This is a genomic window from Vibrio sp. YMD68, from assembly GCF_029958905.1.
In the GTDB taxonomy this organism is placed as follows: domain Bacteria; phylum Pseudomonadota; class Gammaproteobacteria; order Enterobacterales; family Vibrionaceae; genus Vibrio.
The window spans coordinates 2,427,692-2,443,886 of record NZ_CP124614.1; the positions used below are offsets into that span (position 1 = coordinate 2,427,692).

At 46.0% G+C, this 16,195-nt stretch carries 18 protein-coding genes; 17 read left to right on the plus strand and 1 reads right to left on the minus strand.

Annotated elements, in window-relative coordinates; genetic code table 11:
• Positions 1–19: 19 nt before the first annotated feature.
• A complete protein-coding gene (locus QF117_RS17025) occupies positions 20–409 on the minus strand; it encodes a hypothetical protein (protein ID WP_282387002.1) in 390 nt (129 codons plus the stop codon).
• A gap of 93 nt (positions 410–502) precedes the next feature.
• Here QF117_RS17025 and QF117_RS17030 point away from each other — a divergent pair, with 93 nt between their 5' ends.
• The 17 genes from QF117_RS17030 (at position 503) to QF117_RS17110 (ending at position 16,192) form a co-directional block, all read left to right on the plus strand.
• The gene (locus QF117_RS17030) at positions 503–1,231 is read left to right on the plus strand and encodes a beta-ketoacyl synthase chain length factor (RefSeq protein WP_282389509.1); all 729 of its coding nucleotides are present in this window, start codon (positions 503–505) and stop codon (positions 1,229–1,231) included.
• Positions 1,228–1,989, plus strand: a complete 762-nt coding sequence (locus QF117_RS17035) for a lysophospholipid acyltransferase family protein (protein ID WP_282387004.1) — start codon at positions 1,228–1,230, stop codon at positions 1,987–1,989. The genes QF117_RS17030 and QF117_RS17035 overlap by 4 nt, the downstream gene beginning before the upstream one ends.
• Positions 1,990–2,105: 116 nt before the next feature.
• Complete coding sequence (locus tag QF117_RS17040; RefSeq protein ID WP_004736154.1) at positions 2,106–2,366, plus strand: phosphopantetheine-binding protein; 261 nt, start codon at positions 2,106–2,108, stop codon at positions 2,364–2,366.
• 10 nt (positions 2,367–2,376) lie between these two features.
• Positions 2,377–2,634, plus strand: coding sequence for an acyl carrier protein (locus QF117_RS17045; RefSeq protein ID WP_102445121.1), 258 nt, complete (start codon positions 2,377–2,379; stop codon positions 2,632–2,634).
• The gene (locus QF117_RS17050; protein ID WP_282387110.1) at positions 2,634–3,191 is read left to right on the plus strand and encodes a septation protein IspZ; all 558 of its coding nucleotides are present in this window, start codon (positions 2,634–2,636) and stop codon (positions 3,189–3,191) included. The genes QF117_RS17045 and QF117_RS17050 overlap by 1 nt, the downstream gene beginning before the upstream one ends.
• A gap of 6 nt (positions 3,192–3,197) precedes the next feature.
• On the plus strand, positions 3,198–4,586 hold the full coding sequence (locus tag QF117_RS17055; protein ID WP_282387111.1) for an AMP-binding protein: 1,389 nt from the start codon (positions 3,198–3,200) through the stop codon (positions 4,584–4,586).
• An 89-nt stretch (positions 4,587–4,675) separates the two neighbouring features.
• Complete coding sequence (locus QF117_RS17060) at positions 4,676–5,038, plus strand: 3-hydroxyacyl-ACP dehydratase (RefSeq protein ID WP_282387112.1); 363 nt, start codon at positions 4,676–4,678, stop codon at positions 5,036–5,038.
• A complete protein-coding gene (locus QF117_RS17065; RefSeq protein ID WP_282387113.1) occupies positions 5,031–6,857 on the plus strand; it encodes a glycosyltransferase family 2 protein in 1,827 nt (608 codons plus the stop codon). The genes QF117_RS17060 and QF117_RS17065 overlap by 8 nt, the downstream gene beginning before the upstream one ends.
• Positions 6,835–8,379 carry an aromatic amino acid ammonia-lyase gene (locus tag QF117_RS17070; protein WP_282387114.1) on the plus strand — a complete coding sequence of 515 codons (1,545 nt, stop codon included), beginning with the start codon at positions 6,835–6,837 and terminating at the stop codon, positions 8,377–8,379. Before QF117_RS17065 ends, QF117_RS17070 begins: the two co-directional genes overlap by 23 nt.
• Before the next feature lie 56 nt (positions 8,380–8,435).
• A complete protein-coding gene (locus QF117_RS17075; RefSeq protein WP_282387115.1) occupies positions 8,436–8,966 on the plus strand; it encodes an acyl-CoA thioesterase in 531 nt (176 codons plus the stop codon).
• Positions 8,953–9,639, plus strand: a complete 687-nt coding sequence (locus QF117_RS17080) for an outer membrane lipoprotein carrier protein LolA (protein WP_282387116.1) — start codon at positions 8,953–8,955, stop codon at positions 9,637–9,639. Before QF117_RS17075 ends, QF117_RS17080 begins: the two co-directional genes overlap by 14 nt.
• Positions 9,611–11,983, plus strand: coding sequence for an MMPL family transporter (locus tag QF117_RS17085; protein WP_282387117.1), 2,373 nt, complete (start codon positions 9,611–9,613; stop codon positions 11,981–11,983). The genes QF117_RS17080 and QF117_RS17085 overlap by 29 nt, the downstream gene beginning before the upstream one ends.
• Entirely contained in the window at positions 11,980–12,603 is a 624-nt protein-coding gene (locus tag QF117_RS17090) for a DUF3261 domain-containing protein (RefSeq protein ID WP_282387118.1), read from the plus strand. Before QF117_RS17085 ends, QF117_RS17090 begins: the two co-directional genes overlap by 4 nt.
• A gap of 5 nt (positions 12,604–12,608) precedes the next feature.
• The gene (locus QF117_RS17095) at positions 12,609–13,793 is read left to right on the plus strand and encodes a beta-ketoacyl-[acyl-carrier-protein] synthase family protein (RefSeq protein WP_282387120.1); all 1,185 of its coding nucleotides are present in this window, start codon (positions 12,609–12,611) and stop codon (positions 13,791–13,793) included.
• Positions 13,786–14,250 carry a hotdog family protein gene (locus QF117_RS17100; RefSeq protein ID WP_282387122.1) on the plus strand — a complete coding sequence of 155 codons (465 nt, stop codon included), beginning with the start codon at positions 13,786–13,788 and terminating at the stop codon, positions 14,248–14,250. Before QF117_RS17095 ends, QF117_RS17100 begins: the two co-directional genes overlap by 8 nt.
• Positions 14,247–14,972 (plus strand): 3-ketoacyl-ACP reductase FabG2, encoded by a 726-nt coding sequence (locus tag QF117_RS17105; protein WP_282387123.1) that lies wholly within the window; start codon positions 14,247–14,249, stop codon positions 14,970–14,972. The genes QF117_RS17100 and QF117_RS17105 overlap by 4 nt, the downstream gene beginning before the upstream one ends.
• Positions 14,969–16,192 carry a beta-ketoacyl-ACP synthase gene (locus QF117_RS17110; protein WP_282387124.1) on the plus strand — a complete coding sequence of 408 codons (1,224 nt, stop codon included), beginning with the start codon at positions 14,969–14,971 and terminating at the stop codon, positions 16,190–16,192. The genes QF117_RS17105 and QF117_RS17110 overlap by 4 nt, the downstream gene beginning before the upstream one ends.
• The last annotated feature ends 3 nt before the right edge of the window (positions 16,193–16,195 follow it).

A 16,195-nucleotide genomic window follows, 5' to 3' on the forward strand; every position in this document is an offset into this window, starting at 1 on the left:
AACTTTAATAAATAGAGGATTACTCAGCTGCCATTTGTGCAAGCTTGCGTTTAATATCAACGTTTAAGTTATTAACCCAACGGTTGTAATTTCGGTGTATTTCACCATCGTCGTACTTCAAATTCTCTGATTCAACGTAAAGAATAGAGTAAAACTTGTCAGTATAAGGAATTTCAATCACAGCATGGTGTGAACGAACATACAGTTCCGCACGAATCAAACCAGGCTTTATTTCTGAAATCAACCAACCTCTGTTTTCAGCCGATTCATAGATAGCGGATTTCACCTGTTTACTTTGAAGATTCAGTGCAACTGGAGTATCCTCAACATTCATTACAGGTTGGACACGTCCACACCCTGCAAGAACGAATATGAATAACATTGAAACCGCTATTTTTAGTAATTTCATTTATATTCCTTACCTGTGTTTATTTATAAGCACGCATAGTATTTAGTTAGACCCAAAGCAAATCAATACTCTATGTCAAATCAATCCCAATTAATGTCGTTTAATATTGAGAAATGGTCTGCAAATTCGACTGGCCTCAATTCCGTTGCCGAATGGCAAGCGTGGAGCACGAATTTAGATTGGCCACAAAATGGCTCAACTGAATTCAAAGCCATCCCGCCAATGATGCGCCGCCGAATGAGTGTACAAAGCAAGCTTGCCGTCCAAACCGCATTGGTTCTGTTAAAAGACACCTCGATTGATTACCTAGTGTTTGCCAGTCGGCATGGTGAACTGCACCGAACCGCCATCTTAATTCAATCTATATTAGAAGGTGATGACGCCTCGCCAATGGCATTCTCGCAGTCAGTACACAACACGGCTGCTGGCCTCACAACGATTGCCGTGAAAGCACCAATTCCACTGACCTCAATAGCGGCCGGACAAGACACCTTCCATAATGCATTGATTGAGGCGTACCTTTACCTCCACCAGCATCCATCGCACCGTGTTTTAGTCATCGATTTCGACCAACCTCTGCCAGAACTCTACCAGGAATATGAGACACAAAACTACGCAGATTACGCGTTAGGCTTAATTCTCACTGCGGGCGATGAGTACTCTATTACTAGAACAATAGAACCCAACCAAGCACCTTCCGTGTTACCACAAGGGCTACAATCGCTACAACATATCCTTTTGGATACACAGCGTTGGACGATTGCAGGCAAGCACCAAGCTTGGTCGTGGGTCAACAACGTGAAAACTGGAACTCAAGAATGAGTAAGGTCGATCAATATTGGCGAGTATTCGCGACAGGGCTTTGCTTTACCATCTTTGGTTTGGGGGGCTTAATCTTAAGTTTCTTGATCTTGCCTTATTTTACGATAACAACGCCCAATACCATTGAAAGAGAGCTTAAAGCACAGCGATTGATTCGTTTCTCATTCAATGCCTTTTGCCAGATCATGAAGTTCACGGGTGCAATTGACTACAGAATTGATGGCGCCGAACTGCTCCGTGAAGATCGTAACTGCATCATCGTCGCCAATCACCCAAGCTTGATTGACTACGTGCTGATCGCCTCTCAACTTCCTCAATGTGACTGCCTCGTTAAGGCCGCAATATGGGAAAACCCTTTTATGAAGAGGATCGTTAAAGCGGCAGGTTATATACCGAACCAAACCCCTGATGATCTTTTAGAGCGCTGTGAAGAACGTTTTTCACGTGGCAATGTACTGCTTGTTTTTCCCGAAGGAACTCGTACAACCCCAGGAATTGAACCATCCTTACAACGTGGTGCGGCACAAATTGCCACTCGAACACAAACCGATTTACGCGTGATTCATATTACGGTTTCTCCGACATTCTTAACGAAAGAGAAAAAATGGTATCAAGTTCCTGCTACGAAACCCTTTTTTCATATCGCAGTGAAAGGTAAAATAGACGTCGCACCCTTTATTGAAAATTCAAATAACTTAACTTCGGCAGCAAGGCGCCTTAATCATCACCTTGCACAAAATATTTTCCCTCCCGAATAAAGAATTTAGCTCTTCAATAAAGCAACTGGTGATATCGGTATTTCGAAAATACAGCGCATAATGTAGAATCGCCCCCTTGCAGCAGCATTTTCAGATAAAGCACTAAGTAGGCCAAATTGGAAACATTACACAACGAATTAAAACAACTGATCATCGACGCACTTAACCTTGAAGATATGAGCATTGATGAGATTGAAACAGAAGCTCCACTCTTTGGCGATGGACTTGGACTGGATTCTATTGACGCCCTTGAGCTTGGTCTTGCTATCAAGAAAAAATACAACATTGTTATCGATGCCGACGATTCAAACACTCGCCAGCACTTTGCTTCGGTTGAAAACCTAGCTAACTACATCTCATCTCAAACGAACAACTAGACAGATCTTTATGACACAAGTTAACCAACAAGAAGTATACAACCAGGTTAAAGATGCGCTGATTGAGCTGTTTGAGCTTGATGCTGAAGATATCACGCCTGAAGCACACCTTTATCTCGATCTTGACCTAGACAGCATCGATGCCGTTGATTTAGTCGTTCATCTACAAAACGTAACGGGTAAAAAGATCAAACCTGAAGAGTTCAAAGCAGTACGCACCGTTAATGACGTTGTAGAATCTGTGGTTGAACTATTGAAGGACGCATAATGCGTCCTCTGCTGACTTTATTGTCGGCAATCATACTTTTCACTTATCCAATAGCGGTTTACTTTGGGCTCAACAAGTTTGGTCTACAAACCGTTGGCATTGTTCTGGTCGCTATCTTTGCTGTGCGTATTTTTTCTGGCGGACAGGCTAAAATCAAAGAGTTAAAACACTTAGCTTGGATCAGTGGAAGTGCCGGAATTGTTCTATTGGCATTAGGGTTAACGTTCAAGCAACATGGTTGGTTAACCTATTATCCCGTTATCGTTAACGTTTGTATGTTGGCTGTATTTGCTTCAAGCCTATGGCAACCTCAAACCATTGTCGAGCGCCTTGCTCGTCTCCAAGAGCCTGAACTTCCGCAAAGTGGCGTTGATTACACACGAAAAGTCACCAAAGTTTGGTGCCTGTTCTTTGTTATCAATGGCTCAATCGCGCTTTACACCTGCTTTCAACCTCTTGAAATCTGGACCCTATACAATGGCTTACTCAGCTATTTATTCGCCGGGTTACTTTTTGCAGGAGAGTGGGTAGTAAGACAGCGCATTCGTCAGAGTTAAATTGTTATGACCCAAACCGTATCTTACACCTCGTTGTCTGAGCTTCTTAGCCAGAACAGAGCCCCTGAATCTATTGTCTGCTTTGACGGCAATAGCGAGATTACGTGGCAAACATTTAACGACGACTTATTGCAAATTGTAGACCTTTTATCTTCATCCCCTGTTCAACGAGTCGCGATTTGCACCCAAGACAGCTACCTATTTGCGGCGGCGTTTTTGGCATGTTCAGTCAGCAACAGACACATCCTCTTACCGGGCAACTACCAGCCATGTGCGCTTGCTGAGTTAAGTGAGCAGTTTGATTGCCTGCTAGTTGATGACTCAATTGGTGAAGTTGCTCTGAATGACGTTCGTAATATCCAAACATTATTGGAATCGAACACCGAAGCACAAAAGCCTCTAACCGATAATCTTACGACCATTGATTTGGCAACAGTCCCATTAACTCTGTTTACGTCAGGCTCAAGTGGCACGCCAAAAGCGATAGATAAAACGTTAGAACACCTAGATATTGAAACGGCTCAGTTACACAAAAACTGGGGCGAGTTGCTCAAGGGAAACCGAATCCAAAGCACCGTTTCGCATCAACACATCTATGGTTTACTGTTTAGAATCTTATGGCCGCTATGCTCTGGTGTGCCATTTGCTCGAAACAACTTTGAGTACCCAGAACAGATTCTGTCTCACGCCAATAAAAATAGCGTGCTGATCAGCAGCCCAGCATTACTCAAGCGATTAAAGCACGAAACCAAGAGCGCACAGCTTGCTGCAATATTCTCTTCTGGAGGCCCTTTACCAACCGAATCGGCTCACCAAGCTCTGGACTTGTTAGGACATTTGCCTATCGAAATTTTTGGTAGCACTGAAACCGGGGGGATCGCATTTCGTCAGCAAGAGAGCGAGAAAACACCATGGCAGCTTTTTGACTGCATTGAGGCTAGTCTCAACAGTGAGAATTGCATTAAGTTATTGTCGCCGTACATCGATAAAAACAACTGGTATCAAACCGCCGACGAGTGCGAGATGGTCTCGAGCAATCAATTCATATTGAAAGGCCGAACCGATCGAGTGATCAAGATAGAAGAAAAACGAGTATCACTGGTTGAAGTCGAAAAACGACTAGAGCAACTTCCTTGGATCAGTGAGTGCGTGGTGATTCCATTTGAAGAACCTGAGCGCTTAATCTTAGCGTCGGTTTTGGTATTATCAGATCAAGGCCAAGCGAAATTCGCCATCATGAGTAAAGGTAAATTCTGGTTGATGCTGCGTTCAGAGTTGAGAAAATGGTTAGAACCGATCGCCATCCCAAGAAAATATCGTATTGTTGACGAGATTCCCCTCAACAGCCAAGGTAAGCGGTTGACCTCTCACATAGAGCAGATCGTAAAATCATAAAAGTCGCTGATCGTATTTTATACTGAGATTATCTTTTTGTATTTTTGTCAGAACACCCATTTTCAGCCCAAGGATTCTAAGCACGCGCTATGGATAAGAGAAAACCGAACGTCATTGCAGTTAACACCGTAGAGAAAGAATCAACTCTGACACTTCATATTACTGGAGACATCACCGATTTTAAGGGGCACTTCAAGAGCTTCCCTATTCTTCCTGGTGTTACGCAAATTGATTGGGCACTTCACTACGCAGTCCAAGAGCTAAACGTCCCTGGTTTCTTTAAAGGCATGGAAGTCATCAAGTTCCAAGAGCCGATCCTGCCTGACTCTACCATTGTACTGTCACTTAAATGGGAAGCAGATAAAGATAAATTGATCTTCAGTTACACCTCGAACAATGGCGAACAGACTCACTCTTCAGGCAAAATGAAGCTGGGAGAGAAAAGTGAATAGCGCTGAGGCTGTTTCTCAACACGCAATTGAAGAAAGCAACTACAAAGCTTGCTTCCTAATTCCGTGCTTTAACCACGGCACAACGATGCCCTCGGTGGTCTCATCACTTCTTAATTTCAAACTTCCGATCATTATTGTTGATGATGGCAGTGAACTCGCAACCAAACAGTTTTTGACTCCCCTAGAAGAGAATTCAAACGTAACCTTGGTGACGCTTGAACAGAACCGAGGTAAAGGCGGCGCAGTAAAAGCGGGTATCAAGCGAGCGCAAGATCTCGGCTTTAGCCATGCCATTCAGATTGATGCTGATGGGCAACACGACCTTGAAGCACTACCCGCATTAATCCAAACTTCGCAAGACAAACCTCAGCGCTTGATATCAGGTCAGCCTGTTTATGACGAGAGCGTACCCAAGGCAAGGCTCTACGGACGCTACGCGACGCATATCTGGGTATGGATAGAAACCCTATCTCTATCAATTAAAGACAGCATGTGTGGCTTTCGAGCGTATCCGATCAACCAAACACAAGCTGTGCTCAGCAAATACGATGTAGGGTCTCGAATGGACTTCGATATCGAGATTCTGGTTCGACTGTATTGGGAAGGCTGCGACATCGACTTCGTTGAAACACGAGTCATCTATCCTGAAAACGGCACCTCTCATTTCGATGCGCTGTGGGACAACATAAAAATCAGCTGGATGCACACGCGATTGTTCTTCGGCATGCTACCAAGAGTACCAAAATTGATCGCTCGCCATTTCAAATCGGACTCAGTGCAGAATTTATCGGCTGAAAATAGCCAAGGTTACTCGGCAGATTCAAGACAGGCAAATTCCGAACAAATAGGTCCAGAACAACCACACTGGTCGCGCACTCAAGAGCGCGGCACTGTGCTGGGAATCAAACTGTTACTAACGGTGTATACTCTACTAGGTCGCGGTGTATTTAATCTGATTTTGCGCGGTGTGATGCGTTACTACCATCTAACGGGCAAACGTGCACGAAACGCCTCAGAACAGTACCTATTTCAGCTTAAGGCATACGCTGAACAACAGAATATTGAGTTACCAGCGGAATTAACCAGTTATAACCATCTGCTCTCGTTTGGCCATACCATGCTAGACAAGTTGGCTGCATGGAAAGGGGATTTTTCGGTCGATAACCTGAGCATTCATGGTCAAGAACAATTTGAGAGCATGGTGGCAAACCAACAAGGTGTGCTGATTCTGGGTTCTCATCTTGGCAACATCGAACTGTGCCGAGCTTTGGGTCGCAGACACTCGAACATCAAAATCAATGCGCTGGTTTTCACCGAGCACGCTGAGCGTTTTAATTCTGTCATGAAAGCGGTCAACCCGCAGTCTGATTTAAATCTGATTCAGGTGACTTCAATGGGGCCTGATACTGCTATCTTGTTGCAGCAGAAGCTGGAACAAGGCGAGTGGATTGTGATTGTTGGCGATAGAACCTCCACCAGCAAAGAGAGCCGTTCAGTATGGGCTGAGTTCTTGGGTAAGGAAGCGCCGTTCCCCCAAGGACCATTCATGTTAGCCTCTGTACTCAAAGCACCTGTATTTTTGCTGTTTGGGTTACGCGACGATTCACAAGCAAAACCGCATTTTAATGTCTATTTCGAGCATTTTAGCGACAGAATCGAGCTACCTAGAAAAACACGCGAACAATCTTTACAGCAAGTCGTTCAACAATACGCAGACCGACTTCAGCACTACACACTGAAAGCACCGCTTCAGTGGTATAACTTTTTTAATTTTTGGACATTGAGCAACCAGCACCATGACGAAAAAGAATCCAAATAGCATCACTTTTGGTGCCGAACGCCTCACGATTGAAGACGTTGTCGCTATCTCCCAAGGCGCAAAAGCCTCGATGAACTCAAGTCACGAGTTCACCTCAAAAATCGACCGCGGTGTTGCTTTCTTAGAGCGCCTATTGAAAGAAGAAGGCGTGATTTATGGCGTGACAACCGGCTACGGTGACTCGTGTACCGTTGCGATCCCACCAAACCTTGTTGATGAATTACCACTGCATCTAACGCGTTTTCACGGCTGTGGCTTAGGTGAAATACTGTCTCACGAACAAGCTCGCGCAGTATTAGCAACGCGCCTTTGTTCGTTGTCACAAGGTGTCTCTGGTGTGACTCATGATTTGCTCAACCAGATCGTTACCCTAATTAATCAAGAAATCTCACCGCGAATTCCTCAAGAAGGATCGGTGGGTGCCAGTGGCGATTTAACGCCTCTCTCTTACTTAGCAGCAGCACTGATTGGTGAGCGCGATGTTATCTATAAAGGCGAAGTTCGCCCTACTAGCGACGTCTACAAAGAGTTAGGCATTAGACCAATCAAGCTTAAGCCAAAAGAAGGCTTGGCATTGATGAATGGCACGTCAGTAATGACGGCTTTGGCTTGTATTGCATACAAACGTGCGGAATACCTAGCTCAGCTATCAACAAAAATTACAGCAATGGTGTCTGTGGGTATGCACGGCAACGACTTCCACTTCGATGAAGCCTTGTTCGCAGTGAAACCGCACCCTGGCCAGCAGCAAGTCGCTGCATGGCTACGTGATGACTTACAAGCGGATCGCCCGCCACGTAACAGTGATCGCCTACAAGATCGTTACTCGCTACGCTGTGCTCCGCATGTGATTGGTGTCGTTCAAGACTCTCTACCTTGGCTACGCCAAATGATCGAGAACGAGCTCAACAGCGCTAACGATAACCCAATTATCGATGGCGACAACGAACGCGTTTTGCACGGTGGACACTTCTACGGTGGTCATATCGCAATGGCAATGGATACGCTAAAAACAGCAGTAGCGAATCTTGCAGACCTACTTGATCGCCAAATGGCCCAGCTGATGGATTACAAGTTCAACAACGGCTTGCCATTCAACCTAACGGGTGCTGAAGGCGAACGTAAGCCTATCAACCACGGCTTTAAAGCAGTACAGATTGGCGTGTCAGCTTGGACAGCAGAAGCATTGAAACACACGATGCCAGCAAGCGTGTTCTCTCGTTCAACAGAGTGTCACAACCAAGACAAGGTCAGCATGGGTACCATTGCGGCTCGCGACTGCTTACGTGTTCTTGAACTGACAGAACAAGTTGCGGCTGCGTCACTACTTGCTGGTACACAAGCACTTGAACTTCGTAAGCGCCACAATGAACTTGATGAGCACCACATGAGTGAGAACCTCAAGCATATTCGCGACGAAGTCCTGAAAGAGTTTGAGTTTATAGTCGAGGACCGCCCGCTTGAAGGCGATCTACGCCACTTTATTTCTCGTATTCAAAATCAGTATTGGTCACTTTACTAAAAGAACCTTACTCATAGAGTAGCCAACCCTTTACGCAATATTGTTGAGAGCGATTTATGTCTGAAATCCTTCATCCATTACAATCTGAGGTGACACTTGTCACCTCATTCCAAGATGCCGACCCAATGGGCGTGATCTATCACGGCAACTACTTCCGATTTTTTGAAGAAGTAAGACGCATCATGATGGATAAGATTGAGTACAACTATCATGAGATGAAGGATTCAGGCTACATGTGGCCTATCATCGATACCCGCGTGAAATACATAAAGGCGATACCGTTTAATCACAAGATTAAGGTAACGGCGAAGCTCACCGAGTGGGAAAACCGCCTGCGCGTCGATTATGAAATTCATGATGCCAACACCGGTGCTCGTATGACACGCGCCCACACAATGCAGGTTGCGGTGACTATCGAAGAACAAGAAATGTGCTTCGCTTCACCGAAAATATTTACCGATAAAGTCGAGCACTGGCACCAGTTTGGCTGCTTACCTCAATCAACTGATCAGCAACCGTGCGGCCAACAATCAGAACAATCTCAAGTATCTAACACACGGCAGCAGGTGAAACATGAGTCTATTTAAGCGCGGACGTAAGCAAATCAGCATCGCACTACTAGGGCTTTCCTGTGTGATGGCGAATAGCTTTGTTATTGCTAACGAAAATTCAGCAACCGTCGGCTCTATTTTAGATTTGCAAACCGTATTAAGCGCAAACAACATAGTGCGTGGTGAGTTCACCCAAACGCGCAACATGGAAATGTTCACCCAACCTTTGACGTCACAAGGCACGTTTTTATTAGATAAGTCGAGTGGTTTACTTTGGACGCAAGCAACCCCGTTTCCTGTGAGCCTGGTGCTCACCGATAACAAACTGAGCCAAAGGTTTGCTGATCAACCCGCAAAAATCATCACCGACAAAGAAAATCCAATGGCGTTTTATTTCAGCCATATCTTCTTGTCGGTATTCCACGGCGATACGCAAAAACTTCAGGAACAGTTCGCACTCGATTTTGAGCCAGCAACTGCTACAAGCTCTGGTGAAAATGCAAAGAATAAGTCATGGACGCTCACTCTAAAGCCTAAAAGTGCGCCGATGAACGCGGTATTTGAAGCCATTACTCTGCAAGGTCAAAATGATATTGAACGCATCGAACTGAGAGAGATCCGTGGAGACAGCACGGTGATCGAATTTAGCCAATTGAGCCATCTACCGGAAGTATTATCAGATGCTGAAGAGCAACAATTCCAACTCTAGCCTGGCCCTTGTTTGGCTTGTTATCGTAGTGCTATTTAGCGGATTGTTAATAAAACAGTTCGCTTTTTCTTCGTCGGTACCGATTGAAAGCAACATTCTAAAGTTACTACCAGAAAACCAGCAAGACCCCATGGTCGAACAAGCCTTTCAGCAGATATCCAGCTCGATGAGCGAGCAAGTGGTGTTTATCATCAGCGCCCCCGACATAGACCAAGCCATGATTGCGACCGACGCTTTTGAAAAAGCTCTCAACCAAAGAGCTTTTTCAAGTCAGCCAACTCTGTTTAAGCAAGTTCAAGGAAAAATCAACGCCAGCACTCAAAGCCAGTGGAGTGATTTCTATTTTCGTCACCGCGCTCAACTGTTAACCAGTCAACAAAAAGAAACACTGACACACTCGCCCGAATCTCGCGCTCAACATGTCATTCAGTCGTTGTACAACCCATTTTCAGGCGTCACTGCAGCAGAGCTATCTCTCGACCCTTTCCTGTTATTTCGCGACTACATCAGTGCAGTTGGCGTTCAATCAAGTAACTTTGTATTGAAAGAGGGATACCTCACCACTCAATCTAATGAGCAAACTCATGTTTTGGTGACAGCTACTCTGGCGGGTTCGCCTTATAGTTTGGCAATTCAAGAGCAGCTTCATTATCTTGATTCAATTGAGCGCGAGGTCGAAAAGCAGTTTGGCGTCAAAGTGCAACATACCGGTGTGGTGTTCTACGCCAGTTACGGAACCGAAAGCGCGAAATCAGAAATCAGTACCATTGGTTTGGGCTCACTGGCAGGTGTTATTTTATTGGTGTGGCTGACGTTTCGTAGCGCCCTGCCACTTGCCTTGTCTCTGCTTTCGATAAGCACTGGATTACTGGTTGCACTCGCTAGCACCGTCGCTATCTTCGGAAAAATTCACTTGTTCAGCTTAGTGTTTGGCGCCAGTTTGATTGGCGTATCCATCGATTACTCCTTTCATTACCTCACTGACCGCTTAGCAGCAGGAAGTAAATGGCAAAGCGACAAAGGCTTGAAACATATTCTTGTTGCGATCACATTGGGTCTGATCACCAGCTTGATTGGCTATCTAGGTCTGTTGGTCGCGCCTTTTCCTGGCTTACAACAGCTTGCTTTGTTCTCGTCAATTGGACTCATTGCAGCTTACGCCAGTGTAGTGTGTTGGTACCCCGTTTTAGCGGCGAAACCAAGCCAAGAGCGCGAACTTCCGTTAGCGAACCTATGGCATGCATGGCTAAACTTATGGAGAAAACCTAAGTTCAGAATCGGCTTGCCGATCGTTGTCACTGTTATTAGCGTGGCGTCAATCAGCCAAGTTCGTTACGACGACGATATTCGCCAACTTCAGGCGATGCCAGAGCAACTCAAACAGCAAGAGCAAGCCATCTCAGAAATCTCTGGCCTAGGTAGTGCTCAGGATATGCTATTGGTGACGGCGAACAGCAATCAGGCGTTACTGAATAAATTAGCGTTGATCAGCTCGGAATTAGATTCGTTGGTCAATCAGCAAGGCGTCTCTGGCTATCGCAGCGTCAATCAGCATCTGCCAAGTGAGCAAGAGCAACACGACAGCTATCAGTTGGTTAAACAGCTCTACGCTAACCAAAGTGCGACCTTACAAACCACACTCGGTTGGTCGAGTTTCCCTGAGCTTCCTAACTATGAACCTATAACCGTTGATGGGTTTTTAGCATCACCAATATCAGAACCCATTCGTCCTCTTTGGTTAAAGCCAATTGATGGACAAGCGGCGTCTATTATTTTGATCAAAAATGTCACTGACTCAGAGCTGTTCTCTCAATGGCTTGATTCAAGTTTTGCTCAGCAACAAGATATTAAGTTCCTCAATAAGGCCGATGAAATCTCGTCGCTTTTTGCTGAGTACAGAGTCAAGATCACCGAACTACTATTGATAGCATTGGCAGCCATTGGAATGGTTTTAGGTTGGCGCTATGGCGTAAAACAGAGCCTGTTGATGTTACTGCCGTCATTGATTGCGGGAATCGCAGGGCTAGCGGTCACTGGCGTTTTAGGTTCGACCTTAAACCTGTTTAACTTACTGGGTCTGATTCTGATTCTAGGAATTGGCATCGACTACACCCTGTTCTTTGCTGAGCAGAAGAAATCGCTTAGCACCTTATTAGCAATTACTTTGTCAGGCCTCACGACGCTACTCTCGTTTGGCTTATTATCATTGAGTCAAACTCATGCCATTCATAGCTTCGGTGTTACCGTCCTGACTGGTATTTTCGTCGCGTGGTTGCTTTCGCCACTTGCAATCAACAACGAACAAGCAGCGGAAAAATCAAACTCTCGAGAGGCTTTTAGATGAACAAAACAATCAAGATAGCGCTCGCCGTTGGATTGGGCTTACTACTCAGCGCTTGTTCGATGGTGTCTCAACAGCCTACAGGCGCAAGTGTCGCAATCAACAAAGACACCGAGCTAGCCTTGCCGCTGCCTGCTGAACTGGGGTACTCATTTACGGCGAGCCAGCTGATCAGCGCAACATGGCAAGACGATACGCAACAACTGCCTGTTCAAGTCGAAGTCACACCAGATAAAGTCGTGTTGGCGGGCTTTTCCTCTTGGGGAACGCGCATCTTATCGCTGCAATACCAGAACCAAGCCATTGAGACTCAAGTTCTATCCGGTCTTGGCGCAACCCTGCCGCAACCTGAGCAGGTGTTATTTAATTTAATGCTGACCTTATGGCCGACTGAAGCCTGGACTCAGCCTTTGCAAACCATAGGTTGGCATCTAGTCGATACTGACAATACAAGAACCGTGTTTGACGACAACCAACAAGCCATTATTCGTATCGAGTATCAAGCAAAAGCTAATGAACCGAAGCTCTCTGGAGACATTGTTTTCAAGCATTTGATTCAAGGCTACACCATCACCATACAAACGTTGAACTCAACGATTACTGATAACCCAAGTAAGAGCTGAACATTATGCCTATTTACATCCAAGATTGTGGTTTCCACTCGGCGCTAGGCTCAAGCGTTGCTGACATTCACGGCTGCCTCAAAGATATGCGCGAATCCAACATGGTTGAAGTCTACGATATGCTGAATGATGGCAAGTCGACTGTCATCGGTAAGGTGACTGGCGAACTGCCAGAGATCCCGCCAGAGCAAGCGCATTACGCCACTCGAAACAATCAACTGGCGCTATCAGCTCTTAATCAAATCAAAGACTCTATTGAACAAGCAAAATCACAATTTGGCGCAGACAGAATTGCTGTGGTTATCGGCACTAGCACTTCGGGCATCTCAGACGGCGAAGCGGCATTCAAACATAAACTGGCACACGGTGAGTTTCCTGAGCATTACCATTATTCAAAACAAGAACTAGGCAATACCTCTGAGTTTGTTAGTCAATATTGCTCATTGACAGGGCCAAGCTACGCAATCTCGACCGCTTGCTCGTCCAGTGGCCGTGTATTTTTGACCGCTCAACGCTTGTTGGATTCTGGAATGGCTGATGCTGTGTTGGTTGGAGGTGTAGACACTTTATGTAAACTGACGCTCAATGGTTTTCATGGTCTGGAAGCGCTTTCAACGACACATTGTCAGCCTTTTAGTGCTTCTCGAGATGGTATTAATATTGGAGAAGCCGCCGCATTTATGCTGCTTAGCAAAATAAAACCATCGAACAACCTACCCAATATTGCACTGTTAGGGTGTGGTGATAGTTCTGACGCGCACCATATATCAGCCCCTCACCCTGAAGGCAATGGCGCAGAGCAAGCGATGAGAAAAGCGCTAAATTCTGCCAACTTACAAGCAGAAGACATCGGTTATATCAATGCCCATGGCACCGCAACACCACTCAATGATTCAATGGAAAGCAAAGCCATACACCGTATTTTTGCAAACAAGGTTCCCGTTAGCTCAACCAAGCCGCTCACCGGGCATACTCTTGGAGCCGCAAGTGCGATAGAGGCTGCAATTGCATGGCATATTTTAAAATATGACTTACCGCTTCCCTTACAAAAATGTCAGGATAAAGCTGAGGATATTGAGATTGATTTGGTAAACTGTGCACAGAAACTTAAAGTAAAGAACATCTTAAGCAATTCATTTGCTTTTGGTGGCAACAACATTAGCCTGATTTTTGGTGTAGTAAATGACTGATATTCCTTCCATAGACCAACTCCTACCACACGATGCTCCGATGATATTAATCGATCGTGCTATCAACGTAGAGGCGTTGTCGATCCACTGTCAGGTCGATATTGGTGCCCATAATCTGTTTTTTGGTGCCGAATCTCAAACTGTCCCAGCTTATGTCGGCATCGAGTTTATGGCGCAGTCTGTGGCGGCATGGTCTGGATACCACGCACTAAAAAACGGCACCACTCCCCCCATCGGTTTCTTACTGGGTTCTCGTCGTTATAAATCACTCTGTGATGAATTTACTCAAGGTCAGACCCTTGATATATACGCAGAGCAACTGATGGAAGACAGTGGCATGGCCGTGTTTACCGCAAGAGTCGAGGACCAAGGCGAGCTAGTGGCTCAATGCCAACTCAATGTCTACGTACCGACCGAACAAAAATTACAAGAAATGAAAACTAGGAGCCCATCATGACCCGTCAGGTTTTAGTCACTGGTGCCAGCAAAGGCATTGGTAAAGCGATCGCTATTCAACTCGCGAAAGACGGATTTGAAATCGCCGTTCATTACATGGGTGACAAGCAAGGTGCCGAAGAGACCCTAACGTCGATCACTGAATTGGGTGGCGCAGGACGTCTGATCCAATTTGATATAAGTAACCGCAGTGAGTGCCGTGAAAAGCTTGAGTCTGATATTGCTGAACATGGCGCCTACTATGGTGTGGTAAACAACGCGGGAATTACTCGTGATACGGCCTTCCCTGCCATGACGGAAGAAGAGTGGGACGGCGTTATCCATACCAACCTCGACAGCTTCTACAACGTTCTTCACCCGTGCGTGATGCCTATGGTTCAAAAACGCAAAGGCGGTAGAATTGTTACTCTGGCTTCCGTATCGGGCATCATGGGCAACCGCGGTCAAACTAACTATGCGGCAGCCAAAGCCGGTGTGATTGGCGCAACCAAGTCTCTTGCTCTTGAGCTCGCAAAGCGCAAGATCACTGTGAACTGTGTGGCTCCAGGCTTAATCGATACAGGCATGGTTGATGAGCACGTAAAAGACCATGCACTTCCCCAAGTGCCACTGCGCCGCATGGGCGAACCAGAAGAAGTGGCAGGCCTAGTCAGTTACCTAATGTCTGATATTGCAGGCTACGTAACTCGTCAAGTAATTTCTGTTAATGGAGGCTTAGTATGACCCGCCGCGTTGTTGTAACTGGCATGTCTGGTGTTACTGCCTTTGGTAATGACTGGCAGCACATCGAGCCAAAACTAAAAGCCTGCGAAAACGCGACCCAATACATGCCAAGCTTTGAGCAATATGATGGTCTCAACACTAAGCTAGCTGCGCCTATTGATGACTTCCAGTTGCCAAAACACTACAAACGCAAACAGGTTCGAGGCATGGGACGTGTGTCTCGCCTAGCAACCGTTGCGACAGAAAATGCTTTAGATCAAGCGGGCTTAATTGGTCACGATGTATTAACCAATGGCGAAACAGGCATTGCCTACGGTTCTTCAACGGGCAGTACCGATGCGGTTGGCGCATTCGGTGTAATGCTCAATGAGAAGTCGACACGTGCGATTACCGCAACCACTTATGTGCAGATGATGCCACACACCGCTGCGGTCAACGTAGGTCTGTTCTTTGGCCTACGCGGCCGCGTGATTCCCACCAGCAGTGCCTGTACTTCAGGAAGCCAAGCGATTGGTTACGCCTATGAAGTGATCAAACACGGCTACCAAACCGTGATGGTTGCCGGTGGCGGTGAAGAGCTATGCCCAACTGAGTCTGCCGTTTTCGATACCCTTTTTGCTACCAGTTTAAAAAACGACTCACCTAAAAAATCGCCTAGCCCTTACGACAGCGAACGCGATGGCTTAGTTATCGGTGAAGGCGCGGGTACGCTGGTTCTTGAAGAATACGAGCATGCCGTTGCTCGCGGCGCAAAAATCTACGCTGAGATTGTCGGCTTTGCCAGCAATTGTGACGCCGCTCATGTGACTCAACCTCAAATGGAAACCATGCAGATTTGTATGGAGAAAGCACTGAAAGACGCACAGCTTCCTGCTGAGAAAATTGGTTATGTTTCAGCGCACGGTACCGCGACAGAAAAAGGCGATATTGCAGAAAGTAATGCGACCGCGAATATTTTCGGCGAAGTGCCAATCAGTTCACTAAAAAGCTACTTTGGCCATACGCTTGGCGCATGTGGTGCGATTGAGGCTTGGTTAAGCCTCGAGATGATGCATTCAGGTTGGTTCAGCCCAACATTGAACCTTGAGAACATCGACGAGCGCTGCGGCAAGCTTGATTACATCACCGGCTCTGGCCGTAAATTAAATGTTGAATACCTAATGAGCAATAACTTTGCCTTTGGCGGCATCAACACTTCCATCATCTTCAAAAAAACTTAGGAT